The organism is Saccharopolyspora spinosa NRRL 18395 (assembly GCF_000194155.1).
Classification (GTDB): domain Bacteria; phylum Actinomycetota; class Actinomycetes; order Mycobacteriales; family Pseudonocardiaceae; genus Saccharopolyspora; species Saccharopolyspora spinosa.
In genome coordinates this window covers 2,314,265-2,331,087 of record NZ_GL877879.1, presented here as the reverse complement: position 1 = coordinate 2,331,087, position 16,823 = coordinate 2,314,265, and the positions used below count along the sequence as shown (strand labels likewise).

Sequence of the window (16,823 nt, the reverse complement as noted above, 5' to 3'; positions counted from 1 at the left end):
GCTCCTCGTCTCATAACCGCTCGGGTCAGCGGCCCTGGCTGGCGACGGCTGCCGCGGCGGTGGCGGCGGCCTCCGGGTCGAGGTAGGTGCCGCCCGGGTTGGTGGGCTTCAGGTCGGCGTCGAGGTCGTAGCGCAGCGGGATGCCGGTGGGGATGTTCAGGCCCGCGATGTCGTTGTCGGAGATGCCGTCCAGGTGCTTGACCAGGGCGCGCAGCGAGTTGCCGTGCGCGGCGACCAGCACCGTCCGGCCGGCCCGCAGGTCCGGCACGATCGCGGAGTCCCAGTACGGCAGCAGCCGGGCCACCACGTCCTTCAGGCACTCGGTGCGCGGGAGGTCGGCGCCGAGGTCGGCGTAGCGCGGGTCGGCGTCCTGGCTGAACTCGCTGCCGAGCTCGATCTCCGGCGGCGGCGTGTCGTAGGAGCGGCGCCAGAGCATGAACTGCTCCTCGCCGTAGGCCTCCAGGGTTTGCTTCTTGTTCTTGCCCTGCAGCGCGCCGTAGTGGCGCTCGTTGAGCCGCCAGTCACGGCGAACCGGGATCCAGTGCCGGTCCGCGACGTCGAGGGCGATGTTCGCCGTCGAGATGGCTCGCCGCAGCAGCGAAGTGTGCAGCACGTCCGGCAGCACCCCGCTCTCGCGCAGCAGCTCACCGCCGCGCTTGGCCTCGGTCTCGCCCTTCTCCGACAGCGGGACGTCCACCCAGCCGGTGAACAGGTTCTCGGCGTTCCACGTGCTCTCACCGTGCCGCAGCAGCACCAGGGTCGCAGTCATAACCCCAGGCTATATAAGCCCTGTTTCCAGACTTGTCCTGCGTGGCGGCTGCCTCAGTCCAGGACGGCGTCGAGGGTGATCGTGGTCCCGGTGAGGGCCGCCGAGACCGGGCAGATCTCCTTGGCCTTCAGGGCCGTCTGATGGAACACATCCGCGTCGATGCCCGGTACCTTCGCCCGCACGGTGAGCGCGATCCCGGTGATGGCGAAGCCTTCGCCGCGCGGACCGAAGCCGACTTCGGCGCTGGTGTCGATCCGCTCCGGTGGAGTGCCCGCCGCGGTGAGCAGACCGGACAACTGCATCGAGTAGCAGGCCGAGTGGGCCGCGGCGATCAACTCCTCGGGGCTGGTGCGGCCGTCGGGGTCCTCGGCGCGGGACGCCCAGGTGACCGGGAACTCACCGACGTTGGACGAGTCGAGGGTGACGGTGCCGGAACCGTTCTTGAGGTCTCCAGTCCACTGCGTGGTGGCGTTGCGATCGGTCATCTCGCCGCTCCTCATCGGGTGCGCGGAGGCCGCTCCCCTCCGCCGCGTACACCCTCCCGCAGCGCGCAGCGACCCGCAGTTTTGGTTGTGTGCTTCACCCGACAGTTATGTGATCACCGCAGGTCCGTGACACGAAAGTGGCAGCAATCACCCCCGTTCGCGAAACGAAGGCACTTCGACTCCTATGCGTTACTTTTCGTTGAAAACATCACACTAATGGAGCAATGCGGCGGCCTTGTGGCCGCTGCCGGACTCTGCGAAGTTGACAACGCTCTCCTTGATCGGCTCCCACGCACTCCCCGATCTCGCGAGAGCGTCCGCGCGGCTCACCTCCCCCAAGAGCCGCGCCCCGCCGGGCCCAGGGTGCCCCCCGCCCACCGGCCCGCAGCGGGACCCCACGCGGGGCGGCTCGTGCTCGTGACTCCCCTCTCTCCCGAGCCGCCCCGCGCGGTCCCTTCTCTGTTTTCCAGCCGCGTTTTGCGCTTGCCGCAGCGACAACTCCCGCAACACGAATTTTGATCTCGCGGCGGCGGTTTTGATCGTCGAGGAAGCGAAAGCCGCTCCGCCGCTTGCCTGACGCCATCCCGGATTCATGGCATCGCCCTGCCCATGTCCAGCTCGTCCGCAGTGGTCAGCGAACCAGCGGTCAGCGCGGGCCCTGCTCTGGTCAGATGCTGGGGCTGCGGAGGGCCTTTCGGCGGCGGCGCAGCAGCCAGGCCGCCGTTCCCGGTACCGCGAGCACGGCGGCGAACGGCAGGATCGCTCCGAAGGCCGTTAGCAGGAACGCTCCGATCGACGACAAGGTCCGCCAGCCGCCGAAGAGTCCCGCCAGGAAGCCCGTGTCATCGACGGCGACCGCGTTCGGGCGCACCAGCCGCACCGTGACCGTGGCCAGCTCGACCTGGCCGGAAAGCGCCGCCGCGCGCCGTTCGAGGGAGTCCAGTTCGGTTTCCCGCGAGGTCAGCTCGCTCTCGATCGACACGATCTCGCCGACCGTCGCCGCGCGGTCCATCAGCACGCGCAGCCGCTGCACGCTCGCGCGCTGCGAATCGATCCGGCTCCGGGTGTCGACGAGCTGGTCGGTGACGTCCTGGGTCTGCTGGCTGCGCGCCGTGACCCGCCCCAGGCCGGACAACTCGCCCAGCACCTGGTCCAGCCGCTCCGCCGGAACCCGCACCGTCATCGTCGTGCCCGACCGGTAGGCGTCCTCCTGCTGCAGGTAGCCGCCCGCACCTTCGCTGCGTCGCCGCACCTCGCCGCCGACCCGCTCGACGTCGTCGACCTCGAGGTCCAGCTCTGCAGTGCGGATCACCTCGCGCTGGCCGATCGCCTTGCGCTGCGTGTCGTCGGACGTCGCGTCGGCGTTGCCCGAGGCGCTGCGCTCCTGCGGGGCGGCAGGCGCCACGGCGCGCGAATCTCCGGCCGAGAGCGCCGAATCCGCCGCCCCCGATGAACATCCGCCCAGCAGGCCGAGCGCGACCACCGCCACGAGCGGCCCGGATAATCGCCGCTTGCCCATTCCGTTCTCCTCCGTATCGTTGTGAACACGGCGGAGACGGAGGCGAACGATCTCCGGGTTGCACCGATGGCGACAAACCCGGTCAGCACACGCGGATCAACTGCGATGCCTAGCCCTACGGCCGGTCGTGGAGGGGCTGGACCGGGCCGTCGCGTGCCACCAGCTGCCGGAACGGCTGGAGGTTCGCCAGGGACTCGCCGCGCGACTCGCGCCAGCCCCACTCGCGCCGGATGGCGGTGGCGAACCCGAGCTCCAGCAGGGTGTTGAAGTCTCCGTCGGCGGCCTCCAAGACCTGGCCGAGCACCCTGTCGAGCTCGTCGGCGGTCACCGCGTGCAGGCCGATCCGGCCCACCAGGTAGATATCGCCGTTGGCGTCGATCGTGTAGTGCACGCCGTAGAGCCGGGCGTTGCGGCGAAGCAGGAACCGGTACACGTCCTCGTGCGCCTCGTCCGGCTGCCGGCACACGAACGCCTCGACGACCAAGGCGTGCTCGGCGACGATGAGCCAGCAGTTGGTCTGCAGCTTCTTGCTGCCGGGCAAGGTCACGAAGAACCGCCCCGCACCCTTCGGGACGTACTCCAGCCCGCTGGCGTCCAATGTGGACTTGATTATCCCGTCGGCGCTCACGCCGTCACCTCCCGGATGCGCAACTGCGCGTGGAAGGCCATCTTCGCCCGCACGTAGGTGTCGAGCAGCGACTCGGTGGTGCGTTCCCACGAGAACCGCGCGGCGTGCGCGGGGGCGTTCGCCGTCAGCCGGGCGCGGAGCTGCGGCGTCAACACCAGCGAGCCGAGGGCGTCCGCCCACTGCCCGGTGCCGTGCCCGTCCACCAGCAGCCCGGAAACCCCGTCGTCGACCGCGACCGGCAGGCCGCCGACGGCGGCCGCCACCACCGGCGTGCCGCAGGCCTGCGCCTCCAGCGCGACCATCCCGAAGGACTCATTGTGGCTCGGCACCGCCACAACGTCTGCCGCCCGGTACACGTCGGCCAACGCGGCACCGTTGCGCGGCGGGAGGAACCGCACCACGTCGGAGATGCCCAGCTGCACCGCGAGCTCCTGCAACGCCCGAGGGCGCTCCAGCCCGCTGCCGGACGGCCCGCCGACCACCAGCACCACCAGGCGGCAGCGGATCTCCGGGTGCCTCGCGAGCAGTTCCGCCGTGGCCCGCAGCAGCACGTCCGGGGCCTTCAGCGGCTGGATGCGGCCAACGAAGGCGAGCACCACGGCGTCCGGCGGAAGGTCCAGCCCGGCTCGGACGGCCTGGCGGTCGCCGGGGGTGAAGCATTCGAGGTCGACGCCGGGCGGGATCGTCACGACCTCGTCCGGATCGGCACCGTAGCGGGTGATCAGGTCGGCGGCCTCGAACTCGGTGTTCGCCACCAGCACGTCCGCCTCGGCGACCACCTGCTCCTCGCCGAGCACCCGGACTCGCGGCTCAGGGCTGTCGCCCGCGGCGAGGTTGGCGTTCTTGACCTTGGCGAGAGTGTGCGCGGTGTGCACCAGCGGGACGCCCCAGCGCTCCCGAGCCAGCCAGCCGACCTGCCCGGACAGCCAGTAGTGCGAGTGCACGATGTCGTAGTAGCCGGGTTCGTGGCGGGCTTCCACCCGCAGCGCACCGGCGGCGAAGGCGCACAGCTGCGACGGCAGGTCGTTCTTGTCGAGCCCTTCGAACGGACCGGCGACCACGTTCCGGACCAGGACGCCGGGGGCCAGCTCCGCGATCGGCGGGATGTCCGACGAGGTCGCCCTGGTGAAGATCTCGACCTCGGTACCCGCATCGGCCAGCCGCTTGGCGGTCTGCGCGATGTAGACGTTCATGCCCCCGGCGTCGCCGGTGCCCGGCTGCTCCAGCGGGGAGGTGTGCAACGAGAAGACGGCGGCGCGGCGTGGCCGCATGCGTAACGTTCTGGAGGTCATCTGCTGCCCATCGCAAGCCGGTCGGCCCGAAGTTTTCGGACGCATGTCAACCCCTACACCTGCCGTGGCGAAAACATTCCCGTCACGGTGCCGAAACCACGGCATTCGCGGGCGGTGGTGGTCACACCGCTCACGACCCCATCCAGGCCGACGTTCGACGCTACCGCCCCGGGGCCGCCGAGCCGGACGGTCCGACGGCCCCGGGTGGCGCTAGTCACACCGCCGTCGACCGGCCAGAACGCATCGCCAGGAGCATTTCGCCGACCGCGATCACCGCTACACGACGACCGCGATGCGCAGCCATCGGCGGCCTCGTCGGCGAGCGGCTGCCGCCTGGTCCGGGCTGCACTCGACGCTGGTGGCCGGGCTGCTCGTGGGCGCGATCGGCATGGGGGCGGTGCCGCTGGTGATGTCCGCGGAGAGCGACTACCGGCCCCGCTGCCGGGGTTCGTGCTGCTGAGCCTGGGGCGGGGTCTCCGGGAGAGCGGCGTGATCTACCCACACCCGGCGGGCCGCGAGATCTTCCTGCCCCTCCGCTGCGACGACCTCGACGCCGAGCCTGCTCAGTCCCCGACGAATAGCCCGAGGACCGAACCAGGAAAGCGAAAAGCGGCAGGCCCCCCGCCGCTCCTACGGCCCGAAAGCACTTCCGGGAGCTCCGCCGCGGGTTCTCAGACGTCGTTCCGTGAGGACAGCCCCGGCGTCGTGAATTGGCATTCACGAGTCCGGGATCCCCGGAGACCAGACGGCGTCTGAGGATCCGCCACCGACGCCGCTGCCCAAAACGGGGCCTCGAAACAGGACCCGATCGCGTCAGAGCGCTGACTTCTTGGTCCACTGGTCCCAGCTGAGAAGCCAGTCGTAGACGTCGAACTGCGGCGGCATCGAACTGGCCGAACCCGTCACCTCGATCGGGTCGCCGATCAGCGCGCTGTCGTAGTACGCCTTCGCATCCGCCGCGCTGAGGTTGATGCAGCCGTGCGAGTTGTTGACCTTGCCGAGCGCGGCCGCGTTCTCCTGGTTCTCGTGGATGAACTCGCCGTGGTTCGAGAACCGGGCCGCCCAGGTCTTGCGCACGTCGTGGTAGCCGTACCGGGGGTTGTCCATGATCTCCACCGGGTTCTTCTGCATGACCATGAAGATGCCGTTGGGGGTGTTCCGGCCCGGGTCGTACTCCTCGCCGTAGCTCGCCGCGTAGTTGGCCACCTGCTGGCCGTTGCGCATCACGACCAGCCGGTGGGTGCCCACTGCCGCCTTCACGATCTGCGACCGGCCGATGTCGAAGTCGGTGCTCAGGTCCGCCATCCCGTACGCGCCGTCGCCGTAGGACTGGCCGTAGAGCTTGGCGTTCACGCTGATGTGGGTGTGCGCCGGCCAGTACTCCTTCGGCCGCCAGTCGACCTGCCGGTCCGACAGCCACGCCCAGGAGCCGTCCACCGGCACCGAAGTCTGCATGGTCAGCGCGCGCTGGATCGCCGCCTTGTCCTTGACCGGCTCGTCGAACTTCACGCTGATCGGCATCGCGATGCCGACCTCGGCGTTGTCCGTCGGGTTGATCGTGGCGCGGATCACCTTCTTCGGCTGCAGCGTGCTGAACTGGCCCTGCACCGGCACCTGCAGGCCGTCCTCGCCGATGGCCTGGCCGGACCAGGAGTAGCTCTTGCCGTAGCCGAGCGCCTCGGTGGCCTGCCAGGTCCTGCCGTCCTTGGACAGCTCGCCGGCGACCTGCTTGCCGTCGGCGTTGGTCAGCGCGATGGAGTCGAACTTGCCGCGGTCCACGGTGACCTTGATCGGCGCCGTCGGGTTGACCTCGCCCGCAGCGGCGCCCGGTTCGAAGGCCACCTCGGCGACCGGGTCCGCGGGCTTCTGATCCTGCGGCGCAGGCGAACCGCAGCCCGAAATCAGCAGCAGTGCCACCAAAGCCCCCGCCAGCGCAGCCCACAGCGACCGCAGCTTGGAACCACTCACCTTCTGCCCCCGATCCCTTCTGAAATTGCCGCACGACCGTCCCTTTGCCCCGAACGCAAGGACGGTCGTCGAAAAGTGACCCCTCGTACCCAGTAGACGCTCGAGGGGTGGAAAAGATGTCCTGAGGCTCCAGTGTGGCGTGTCACATCGTGAGGCGAACGAGAACCCCCCGCCGAACCGCCGTCCGCGCGCGCCTGCCGGGCGTGGTCGGATGTGGGGCGGGCAATCGGCCGTTTCCCGGGAGGAAGAAGACGTGAGCACAAACTCTGCAGGTCGCTGGGCCGTGGTCACCGGGGCGAGCTCCGGCATCGGCGCGGCCACCGCGCGCCAACTCGCCACCGCCGGTTTCCGCGTGGTGCTCGGCGCCCGGCGGCTCGACCGGCTGACCGAGCTTGCCGACGAGATCGGCGGCACCGCGCTGCCGCTGGACATCACGGACGCGGACTCGGTGGCAGCGTTCGTCGCGCAGGTTCCGGAATGCCACGTGCTGATCAACAACGCCGGTGGTGCGAAGGGCCTGGCCAAGATCGCCGATGCCGACGAGGACGACTGGCGCTGGATGTGGGAGACCAACGTGCTCGGCACGCTGCGGGTCACCAAGGCGCTGCTGCCCAAGCTGATCGCCTCCGGCGACGGGCACGTGGTGACGGTGACCTCGGTGGCCTCCTCGCAGGTCTACGACAACGGCGCGGGCTACACCTCGGCCAAGCACGCCCAGGGTGCGCTACACCGCACGCTCCGCGGCGAGCACCTAGGGGAGCCGGTGCGGTTCACCGAGGTCGCGCCGGGTGCGGTGGAGACGGAGTTCTCCGAGGTGCGCTTCGGCGGCGACAAGGAGCGCGCGGCGGCGGTCTACCAGGGCATCACGCCCCTAACCGGCGATGACATCGCGGACATCATCACCTTCGTGGTGACCCGCCCGTCGCACGTCAACCTGGACTACATCGAGGTCATGCCCCGCGACCAGCACTCGGCGACCCGAATGCACCGCCACGAGTGACCCCACCAGACCGGCCGTGATTTCAATCTGGAGATCGAGGTCCGATTTCCAGATTGAATACGGATATTGAATTCACGTCGAGCCATCCATAGTCCAGTACGCGAACGGGCACGCATTCATCTCTCTCGAGATCAGCGGGCATAGCCCCCGAGGCTCAGACAAAACAATCGCCTATTTAAGTGATTCACGACCCGCTGAACGGGTCACCAAACTTGTGACCCGGGACACCAATGGTTATTTCCTGGACGCTTTCGCTTCCTTGTGGTTCCATCCACGACTATGGAGAGTTCCTTGCCGTTGACGGCACGGCGACCGCGCGTAGGCGTGTGCGTAGCGATGGCAATCGGTGCGATGATGTCTGTCCAGACAGGCGCAGCTGTTTCCACTTGGATGTTCGCAGCCGTTGGTCCCGTCGGTGCGGCTTTTCTTCGACTCGCGCTAGCCGCAGCGTTCTTGCTTGCAATTTGCCGGCCGAATCCATTCAAATTTTCCAAATCGTCGATGCTTTCGGCAATAGGACTCGGGCTCGTAAGCTGCTGCATGACACTGTTCTACTTCCAGGCCATCAATTTGATCCCACTGGGCACCGCCAGCACACTCGAATACCTCGGGCCGTTCACCATTGCGGTCATTGGCCTCAAGAAACGCCGAGATCTAGTCTGGCCCGTTCTTGCACTCGCAGGAGTGGTGATGCTTACAACGCCCTGGGCCGGAGAATTCAATCCGGTCGGGATCGCGTACGGCCTAGCGGCGGGCGCAAGTTTGGGCGGCTATGTTGTGCTCAGTCAACGGGTCGGGGATAGTTTTTCCGGAATGCAGGGACTAGCGATATCGTTGACGGTGGCCGCGATAACTGCGAGCTTCTTTGGCGCCAAAAGCTCCATTAACGGAATCACGATCACTATCCTAATCATTTCCGCAGTATCGGCGATCCTCCTCCCGCTGTTGCCCTACGCGCTTGAAATGCAGGCGCTCAGGGGAATGACAACATCCTCCTTCTCTACCCTAATGAGTTTCGAACCTGGCTTTGCCTGCGTGATCGGGTTCGTGCTGCTGGGCCAGCAGCTGTCTTTCCTACAGTTCGCCGGAATAGCATTGGTCGTAATTGCTGGTGTGGGGGCTGTGCGTCGCGGTCAACGTACCGAGCCGGCCCTAGCTTGAGTCCGGCAGTTAGCAACCATTTTGGACGGGCAGGACTCAGTTACACGTCCTGCCCGTCGAAAGTACTCATTTGCTCGGCGCCAACTCCGCATCGATCGTATCGATATCCGTGAAGCGCCCCAGCCGTTCACTGGCTTGATCGGCATCCACACGTCGAACCATATCCTGGAACTGCCAAATCACACCCTCCCCGACTGGTGCCGTCTCTGCAATTGCCTGGGCAAACACAGGATCTTTGAGGCGAGCCCCGTGCGCAGCAGGAAGATTCCAATAAGGGATCTTTGGGGATAGGTGATGGTCTAAGTGGTAACCCTCATTGTGAATCCCGAGGAAGTGCCGGGAGATGTATCCCAGTGCTCTGTGGCGGGTGGTCCGTACATCGATAGCAGCACTGCCTACAAGAGGAAAATGCTCCAGCATCTCGATATACCAGTTAACCATTGGGAAGACGACAAAGAGCGGAACTATCCAGTAATAGAGGAAGAGATCAAACAGTCCAAAGACGGCAAAAGCGCCACCGATACAAGCCACGTAAGCCACGACGGAAATTCCACGTATTGCCTCCTTTCTGGTTCCGGACAATCGCGCAGTGACCAGTTCCTTAACGACAGATGGAGTCTGACGCCCAAACAGCGGCGAAATCAGATATCGCCACCTGAACTTGGCGCCTGACTGCGGCTCGTAGAGACCGGCAGAAATGTGCGCCCGTAGGTCGGGGTCAATTCTAGGATCGCCAAAAGACCCATGATGATCACGTACGTGGCTTCGCCTGTACGCGTTATATGACTGAAAGATCATATAACCGGAAAAGCAGGTTCCCAAGAACCTGTTAAGGCGCTTATTCTTTGCTAGAATGTCATGAGCCGACTCATGAAGTAGTGTCGCAAGCGCCCGCTGCCGAGTACCGATAACCGGAAGCGCCACACCTAGATAGAAGATCCAAGACGCCCATGAACTCAAGTCATTCAAAACTTCGCCGCACAGCGCCGCTAAAATGATCACTGTCCAGTCTGTAACCAATGCAGCCAGGCCATGCCAGTTGTCTAACTTACGCAGCCGAGTCAGCTCTTCTTGAATTTCCTTGGAGAATTTGTGTCTCGGAATTCGCCCAGGAGTAACTTCGCCGAATTTTTCGGCGTCTGGACGAGTTGAACTAATCCACCCAGTTTTACTCATGAGCGAAGACGGTATCGATCAATTTATCGACCCGGGTACCGCTATCCGCGTTAATACATAGTAGATACGCAATCTAATTTGCTTGTATCGACGACTGGGAGAACTGTGACAAAGATTGCGTAACATTCTTATTGGCCCAGGCCAGCGGCTTCTTGGATTTCAAGTTGAGGGTGAATCCACGCGGATTCGCTTGACAAGGGATTCTGGCGTGGTTGAAGCGCACGGTAGACATGGGGCTGCCAGTGCGGTACGCACTCGACCTGCGCCTATGGCCTTCCTGTTCGCCCAACGGACCCATGTCTGAGGTAACCCCCAGCGAATCGCTCGTCGCAGGATGCCGTCGTCGACTGGGGCTAGCTTGGGCCGCCTCCACTCTTACCGGCCGATTGCCGACGACTTGGCCGGTCGGAGGTGCTCTTCACCCGTCCGGCCTCAGACGCGGATGCGTTGGGATTCGGTGCAGAGTTCCACGTCGAGCTCCGCCAGCACGTCGGCGATCGGGCTGGCGAAACCGAACGCCCCGCCCCGGCTGCACGCCACGTGCAGGCCGATGATCCGCCCGCCCGGATCGATCACCGCCGCCCCGGCGTCCCCCGGACCGCAGAACCGCAGGTCCGCGGCGGTGATGCGGATCTGCTCCCGCAGCACCCGGACGCCCAGGGCTTCGCCGTGGTCAAGCCGCACGGTCGCATCGACCGAGGTGATGATGCCGACCGTCACGCCGGTGCCGAAGCCGTTCTTGCGGACCCGCTCGCCCGGGTAGGCCGTGGCGTGCCCGGTGACCGGCCCGATGCCGTCGACCACGCACGACGTCTCCGAACCGGGCGCGATGGCGACCGCGGCCGCGTCGACCCGGCCGGACAGCGCCGCCCGCGCCAGCTCGGTGTGCACCCGGCCGCCCGCCGGGTCGATCATCCGGTCGCCCACCGCCCAGGCGTCGTCCAGGCAACCCACGTCGAAGGTGGTCAGCCCCATCGGCACCACCGTCGGCGAGGTGCCGGTGACGATCGCCCCGAGCGTGCCGATCCGGCGGTACTCGCCGGCGTTCGGCACCGTCGGCGGCGACAGGTGGACGGCGCGGCACGGCACGATCCCGCTGCCGCCACGCACCACCCCGGCGCGCTCGCTGCGCTGCTGGCACGACGCCAGCGGCTTGTCCCGGGCGCAGTGGATGTGCTGCAGGACCGGCTGCTCCTCGATGACGTCCGTCGGGATGCCGAAGATGTCGCTCGGGACGCAGGTGCCCGCGACCAGCTGCTCGCGCGGAATCTTGCGGATCACCGACACCACGATGACCTGCTGACCGGTGGGCTCTCCCGCGCGGTGCTGCACACCGATGTCCACGGCAGTCACCCCGGGTAGGTCCAGGAGCTGGTCCTCGACCGCCCGCTTGATCGGGCGTATGACCGCCCGGTCTCTAAGCTCCCTGATGCTCAGCATGGTGGCCCCCTCCACCTACACCATTTAACACTCAGGGTTACGTCACAGTCACGAAGAGTCACTCTTACGGCCGTTCAGCTCTTCGGCTGCTACAGCGAACAGTCCACCAACACAGGCTCGGGTGCCAGCGAAACGCCGAAGGCCACGCGTACTCCGTCCCGAACTTCACGCGCAAGAAGTAGCAAGTCGCGGGTCGTCGCGGCACCGCGGTTGGTCAGCGCGAGGGTGTGCTTGGTGGACAACCTCACCCGACCGCCGGGGCCCGGATGCCCCTTGGCGAACCCGGCCCGCTCGATCAACCACGCCGCGGACAGCTTGGTCCCGCCGTCGGCCCCCGGGTACTGCGGGATCCGCTGGTCGGGACCGACCTCGGCGACGATGCGGGCCACCACCTCGGGCAGCTCGTCGGCGCCGACGATCGGGTTCGTGAAGAACGAGCCGGCGCTCCAGGTGTCGTGGTCGGCCGGGTCGAGCACCATGCCCTTGCCGCGCCGCAGCGCCAGGACCGCTTCGCGGGCGCTGGCCACGTCGACCTGCCCGCCGGGTTCAGCGTCGAGCGTACGTGCGAGCTCGGCGTAGCGGATCGGGGCCGACCGGCCGCCGTCGCGCAGCAGGAACCGCGCGCGCAGCACGACCGCGGCGTCGCTGTGCTTGAGCACGCTGTTCCGGTAGGTCAGCCCGAGCTCGCTGGCGGGGACCGTGCGCACGCGTCCGGTGCTGCGGTCCAGCAGATCGACCGAGACCAGCAGCTCGGAGACCTCGACGCCGTAGGCGCCGACGTTCTGCACCGGCGTCGCACCGGTCAGGCCGGGGATGCCGGACAGGCATTCGAGCCCGCCCAGGCCGTGGCGGACCGTGTCGGCCACGACCTCGTCCCAGTCCTCGCCGGCCTCCGCGGTGAGCTGCACCAGCCCGTCGCCGACGCTGTCGTACTGGCGTCCCTTGGTCGCGATCCGCACCGCGTGCCCGGCGAAACCTTCGTCCGCCACCACGACGTTCGAACCTCCGCCGAGCACCAGCAGCCGCTGCCCGGCCGAATCGGCGGCCCGCACCGCGGCGGTCAGCTCTTCGGGGCGGCGGGCGATCACCAGTTCCGTCGCCGGGCCGCCCAGCCGCAGTGTGGTGTAGTCGGCCAGCGGCAGGTCACCACCGCGTTCACCGGCGTGCGCGCCCGACAACAGAGTGTCGTCGCGCACTTCTTCGGCACCGGAAGTGGAGGGTTTCACGGTTGCCAACGGTAACCTCCGCTGCATGGCACGCCGCATCGAGCACCGGAGCACCTCCGAGTGGCCCGCCGCCCGGGTGTACGAGGCGCTGATCGACATCGATTACCTCACCGACCGGCTGGCGGAGATCGGCGGGGCGAACGCGGCGCTGCTCCAGCACGTCGCCACCGAGGACGGCGCCCGGTTCCAGGTGCGCCAGGGGGTGCATGCCGACGCGTTGCCGTCGGTGGCCCGCACCGTCGTCGGTGGTGATCTGAAGATCGACCGCAGCGAGTCGTGGCGGCGGAAGGAGGACGGGCACTACACCGGCGAGATCGCCGCTGAGATCGCCGGGGCGCCCTGCTCGATCACCGGCTCGATGTGGCTGCGCGACCTGGCCGAACCGACCCGGTCGGCGGTCAGCGAGTTCGTGGTGTCCGGCAGTGTCCGGGTCAACGTGCCGTTCCTGGGCGGGAAGCTGGAGGACCTGATCGTCGACCAGGTGCAGAAGTTGCTGTCCGACGAGGAGAAGTTCACCACCGAGTGGCTGGCCCGCCGGGGATGAATTCGGCCCCGAAGAAGCGGGCGCCCCGGCTCGCGGCCGGTCGGGCCCGCGCCTTGGGCATGCCCACCCGGGGCACCACCAACCCGAACCGGCTGCGGCGCATCGACCGGTGGATCGCCGGCACCCCGTGGGTCGCTCGGGCGCTGCGCGAGGCCGCCGAGCCGGTCGTCATCGACCTCGGCTACGGCGCCACCCCGGTGACCACCGTGGAGCTGGCGGCCCGGCTCAGGCCGCTGCGCCCGGACGCGCGGGTGGTGGGGCTGGAGATCGACCCGGACCGGGTCGCGGCCGGCAAACTCGTCGCCGATCCTCCCGCGCTGGAGTTCCGCCGCGGCGGGTTCGAGCTGGCCGGGCTGGCCGCCGGGGTGCGCGACTTCCCGGGCCCCGCGCTGGTGCGGGCGCTGAACGTGCTGCGCCAGTACACCGAGCCCGAGGCGTGGAAGGCGTGGGACGAGCTGTGCTCCCGGCTCGCGCCGGACGGGTTGCTGGTGGAGGGCACCTGCGACGAGATCGGGCGGCGCTGCTGCTGGGTGACGTTGGACCGGGGCGGGCCGCGGACCCTGACGCTCGCCTGCCGGCCGGCCGACATCGAACGGCCTTCGGACCTCGCCGAGCGGCTGCCCAAGACCTTGATCCACCGCAACGTGCCGGGCGAGAAGGTGCACGCGATGCTGGGCGAGCTCGACGTGTGCTGGGCGAAGGCGGCCCCGATGGCCCCGTTCGGGCCGCGCGCCCGATGGGCGCACGCAGCGCAGTTGTTCGCCGAGCTGGGCTGGCCGGTGCTGGACCGGCGGCGGCGGTGGCGGTTGGGGGAGCTCACCGTCGGCTGGGCCGCGATCGCGCCCTGAAATTTCTCGATCCGATCACGCTCGGAGCTCTTACGGTTGGGGCATGGATAGCGACTTCCACATTCGCGCGTTCCAGGACCAGGCGGCCGCGTTCCGCAGCGCCGTCATGCAGGCCGGTCCCGACGCCGAGGTGCCGACCTGCCCGGGCTGGGACGTCCGGAAGCTCGTGCGGCACCTCGCCCGGCCGTACGCGATGGCGCGCCTCTCGCTGGCGCTGGGACCGGACAGCGACTGGCCGCAACCCCCACGTCCGCCCGCCGAGTTCGACGACGCGCTGGCCTGGTGGGAAGACCAGCTGGCGGCCCTGCTCCACGAACTGTCCACTTCGGACCCCGATCGCCCGGTGCGGGCGTTCTTCCCCGGCGGCACCCCCCGTGCCTGGGCCCGGCGGATGGCGCACGAGACGGCGATCCACCGGCTCGACGCGGAGCACGCGCTCGCCGGGCTCGGCCCGGACCACGTGCACGAGCTGATCTTCGATCCGGAGCTGGCCGCCGACGGCATCGACGAGCTGCTGACCGTGTTGCTGCAGGTGTCCAGCTGGGCGGAGCGGGAGAGCAAGGGGAGGGTGCTCTACCACGCTCCCGACGCTGGCCGCGCGTGGTTGGTCGAGTACCGGCCGGGCCTGCCGCCGCTGGCCGGGGCGCCGACGGACGCCGCACTGGAGGTCGACGCGACGGTGGCGGGCACCGCGGACGCGGTGTACCGGCGGGTCTGGGGCCGCCCGAGCACGGCCCTGGTCACCGGTGACGCCGCCCTCGCAGCCCTCACCACCGGTCTCTGACATCGGAGCACCATCTCCGCCGCTGGCGCCGCGAGTGCTGTCAAGTGCTCGGGCACCCGAACGCGCTCATAGCACCTGACCAGGTGAAACAGTGCATCCCAGTGGGTGTGCCACGGTTCGGCCGGTTGCCGGTACGGCCTTTGCTACCTGCGATAATGACCGACCGTGAGTCCTTCCGAGCGTCGTTTCGTCATCAGCCTGGGGTGCCCGGACCGCACCGGGATCGTCGCCCGCATCGCGACCTTCATCGCCGAGCACGGCGGTTGGATCGTCGAGGCCGGCTACCACACCGACATCAACACCGGCTGGTTCTTCACGCGGCAGGAGGTCTTGGCGAACTCGCTGCCGTTCGGCATCGACGAGCTGCGGCGCCGCTTCGCCACCGTCGCCGACGAACTCGGCAGCCGCACCGACTGGCGGGTCGCCGACACCGGCGAGCGGCGGCGCGTGGTGATCCTGGTGTCGAAGGAAGGCCACTGCCTGCACGACCTGCTCGGCCGCATCGGCTCCGGCGAGCTCGACGTTGACCTGCGCGCGGTGATCGGCAACCACCCGGACCTCGGCCCGATCACCGAGGCGCACGGCATCCCGTTCCACCACGTGCCGTTCCCCAAGGCCCCCGAGGCGAAGGTCGCGGCGTTCCAGGAGGTCCGGAAGCTGGTGGACGACCACGACCCGAACGCGATCGTGCTCGCCCGCTTCATGCAGGTGCTGCCGCCCGAGCTGTGCGGGGCGTGGGCCGGTCGGGCGCTGAACATCCACCACAGCTTCCTGCCGTCGTTCGCCGGAGCCCGCCCGTACCACCAGGCCTACGAGCGCGGCGTGAAGCTCATCGGCGCGACCTGCCACTACGTGACCGCAGAGCTCGACGCCGGGCCGATCGTCGAGCAGGACGTGATCCGCGTCGACCACACCGACGACGTGGCCGACATGGTCCGCAAGGGCCGCGACGCCGAAAAACTCGTGCTGGCCCGGGGTTTGCGCGCGCACCTCGAAGACCGGGTCCTGGTCCACGGCCGCCGCACCGTCGTCTTCTGATCCGGTGACCGGGCGCCCTGGGAGGGGAGGCCGGCGCCCGGCCACCGGGGTTGGGCCGCTACGGCGGGGTCGGGGGATGGGGCCGCCGTAGCGGCCCGGTCTGGGGGGGCGTTGGTCAGGTGCGCAGGTGGTGTCGGCCGGTGGGCTCGTCGGGGTCGCGCGTCAAGAACGCCGGTATGGGCGGAGGCTCCCGCTCGGCGCGGCGTTCGGCTTCGACGTCAGCGATCAGGTGCCAGACGGTGTACCCACCTTCGCCGCCTCCGGCGTGTTGGGCTGCGGACAGCGAGAACCTGGGCACCGGAACGCGACTGACCAGCCAGCATGGCCAGGATCAGCAGGTTGAAGAGGACGAAAGTGGCCAGCTGAAGCCAGAAAATGAGAGTTTTCTTCCGAAATCGATTGCGATATAAGGAAAATCCAGCCCTGTCGCGGTCGGCGAGGATTCGCCAGCAACGCATGCACGACTCCTCGCGTATCCAGTCCACTTCGGACCGATCGTGCAACTCCCCCGCGCCGGCTTCCACCCCGCAGTAGGCGGTGACGGCCACTCTCCGCGCATATAGCCTGGTTTTCGACCGGTTGCGCGGAACTGCGCTCAGTGACAGAGACACACTGGCCCTGGTCAACCGCGAGATCGAAGCACTTACCAAGGAGTGATCAAAGTTGCGTGGCTCGGACGAGATGATCTGGCGCGAAATCTAGCCGCAGCAACGGGGCCCAGGACTGCGTCGAAGTGGGCTGGCACAAGTCGAGCTGCTCGGCGGCGAACGGGAGCTGCGTCGAGGTCGGGCAGGTTGTCGTCGGAATGCGGGATTCGAAGCTTGGGGACGACAGTCCCGTGCTGACCGCTTCCCGGGCTCGGTGGGCCGACTTCGTCGCCGCCGTCAAGGGCGGGGCTTCCAGGGGGCGTGAGTGGTAATTCCGGTAAGAACCGGAATTACCACT

The 16,823-nt window shown here is 67.8% G+C and carries 17 protein-coding genes; 8 read left to right on the top strand and 9 right to left on the bottom strand.

Annotated features, from left to right (window positions below; all coding sequences use genetic code 11):
• Positions 1 to 25: 25 nt before the first annotated feature.
• From SSPN_RS0130090 to mshA, 5 genes are all read right to left on the bottom strand, one after another.
• Positions 26 to 769 carry a phosphoglyceromutase gene (locus tag SSPN_RS0130090; protein WP_010312339.1) on the bottom strand — a complete coding sequence of 248 codons (744 nt, stop codon included), beginning with the start codon at positions 767 to 769 and terminating at the stop codon, positions 26 to 28.
• Between the two features lie 53 nt (positions 770 to 822).
• Positions 823 to 1,254 carry an OsmC family protein gene (locus tag SSPN_RS0130085; protein WP_010312338.1) on the bottom strand — a complete coding sequence of 144 codons (432 nt, stop codon included), beginning with the start codon at positions 1,252 to 1,254 and terminating at the stop codon, positions 823 to 825.
• A gap of 667 nt (positions 1,255 to 1,921) precedes the next feature.
• Complete coding sequence (locus SSPN_RS0130075) at positions 1,922 to 2,773, bottom strand: DUF4349 domain-containing protein (RefSeq protein WP_010312335.1); 852 nt, start codon at positions 2,771 to 2,773, stop codon at positions 1,922 to 1,924.
• A gap of 115 nt (positions 2,774 to 2,888) precedes the next feature.
• Complete coding sequence (locus SSPN_RS0130070) at positions 2,889 to 3,401, bottom strand: type III secretion system chaperone family protein (protein WP_010312334.1); 513 nt, start codon at positions 3,399 to 3,401, stop codon at positions 2,889 to 2,891.
• On the bottom strand, positions 3,398 to 4,693 hold the full coding sequence (gene mshA / locus SSPN_RS0130065; protein ID WP_029535859.1) for a D-inositol-3-phosphate glycosyltransferase: 1,296 nt from the start codon (positions 4,691 to 4,693) through the stop codon (positions 3,398 to 3,400). Before mshA ends, SSPN_RS0130070 begins: the two co-directional genes overlap by 4 nt.
• 292 nt (positions 4,694 to 4,985) lie before the next feature.
• Between mshA and SSPN_RS57175 the strand changes: the two genes are divergently transcribed.
• A complete protein-coding gene (locus tag SSPN_RS57175; RefSeq protein ID WP_010312332.1) occupies positions 4,986 to 5,153 on the top strand; it encodes a hypothetical protein in 168 nt (55 codons plus the stop codon).
• Positions 5,154 to 5,506: 353 nt separating this feature from the next.
• Here SSPN_RS57175 and SSPN_RS0130055 read toward each other — a convergent pair whose 3' ends face one another.
• On the bottom strand, positions 5,507 to 6,661 hold the full coding sequence (locus SSPN_RS0130055; RefSeq protein WP_010312331.1) for a L,D-transpeptidase: 1,155 nt from the start codon (positions 6,659 to 6,661) through the stop codon (positions 5,507 to 5,509).
• Positions 6,662 to 6,914: 253 nt separating this feature from the next.
• Between SSPN_RS0130055 and SSPN_RS0130050 the strand changes: the two genes are divergently transcribed.
• A complete protein-coding gene (locus SSPN_RS0130050; protein ID WP_010312330.1) occupies positions 6,915 to 7,661 on the top strand; it encodes an SDR family NAD(P)-dependent oxidoreductase in 747 nt (248 codons plus the stop codon).
• A gap of 279 nt (positions 7,662 to 7,940) precedes the next feature.
• A complete protein-coding gene (locus tag SSPN_RS46560; protein ID WP_044575102.1) occupies positions 7,941 to 8,822 on the top strand; it encodes an EamA family transporter in 882 nt (293 codons plus the stop codon).
• Positions 8,823 to 8,888: 66 nt separating this feature from the next.
• On the opposite strand, the gene SSPN_RS52360 is transcribed toward SSPN_RS46560, so the two are convergent.
• The 3 genes from SSPN_RS52360 to SSPN_RS0130030 all read right to left on the bottom strand — a co-directional run bounded on the left by SSPN_RS52360 (position 8,889) and on the right by SSPN_RS0130030 (position 12,703).
• Entirely contained in the window at positions 8,889 to 9,998 is a 1,110-nt protein-coding gene (locus tag SSPN_RS52360) for a fatty acid desaturase family protein (RefSeq protein WP_083822177.1), read from the bottom strand.
• A 432-nt stretch (positions 9,999 to 10,430) separates the two neighbouring features.
• Positions 10,431 to 11,438 (bottom strand): chymotrypsin family serine protease, encoded by a 1,008-nt coding sequence (locus SSPN_RS0130035; protein ID WP_010312327.1) that lies wholly within the window; start codon positions 11,436 to 11,438, stop codon positions 10,431 to 10,433.
• Positions 11,439 to 11,527: 89 nt separating this feature from the next.
• On the bottom strand, positions 11,528 to 12,703 hold the full coding sequence (locus SSPN_RS0130030) for a UDP-N-acetylmuramate dehydrogenase (protein WP_085982156.1): 1,176 nt from the start codon (positions 12,701 to 12,703) through the stop codon (positions 11,528 to 11,530).
• Between SSPN_RS0130030 and SSPN_RS0130025 the strand changes: the two genes are divergently transcribed.
• The 5 genes from SSPN_RS0130025 (at position 12,690) to SSPN_RS0130000 (ending at position 16,797) form a co-directional block, all read left to right on the top strand.
• Positions 12,690 to 13,208, top strand: coding sequence for a DUF2505 domain-containing protein (locus SSPN_RS0130025; protein ID WP_010312323.1), 519 nt, complete (start codon positions 12,690 to 12,692; stop codon positions 13,206 to 13,208). The genes SSPN_RS0130030 and SSPN_RS0130025 overlap by 14 nt on opposite strands.
• Positions 13,205 to 14,056, top strand: a complete 852-nt coding sequence (locus SSPN_RS0130020) for a class I SAM-dependent methyltransferase (RefSeq protein WP_029535857.1) — start codon at positions 13,205 to 13,207, stop codon at positions 14,054 to 14,056. Before SSPN_RS0130025 ends, SSPN_RS0130020 begins: the two co-directional genes overlap by 4 nt.
• A gap of 43 nt (positions 14,057 to 14,099) precedes the next feature.
• On the top strand, positions 14,100 to 14,840 hold the full coding sequence (locus tag SSPN_RS0130015; RefSeq protein ID WP_010312321.1) for a maleylpyruvate isomerase family mycothiol-dependent enzyme: 741 nt from the start codon (positions 14,100 to 14,102) through the stop codon (positions 14,838 to 14,840).
• 165 nt (positions 14,841 to 15,005) lie between these two features.
• A complete protein-coding gene (gene purU, locus SSPN_RS0130010) occupies positions 15,006 to 15,878 on the top strand; it encodes a formyltetrahydrofolate deformylase (RefSeq protein WP_010312320.1) in 873 nt (290 codons plus the stop codon).
• 733 nt (positions 15,879 to 16,611) lie between these two features.
• Positions 16,612 to 16,797, top strand: a complete 186-nt coding sequence (locus tag SSPN_RS0130000) for a DUF397 domain-containing protein (RefSeq protein ID WP_010312318.1) — start codon at positions 16,612 to 16,614, stop codon at positions 16,795 to 16,797.
• Positions 16,798 to 16,823 lie beyond the last annotated feature (26 nt).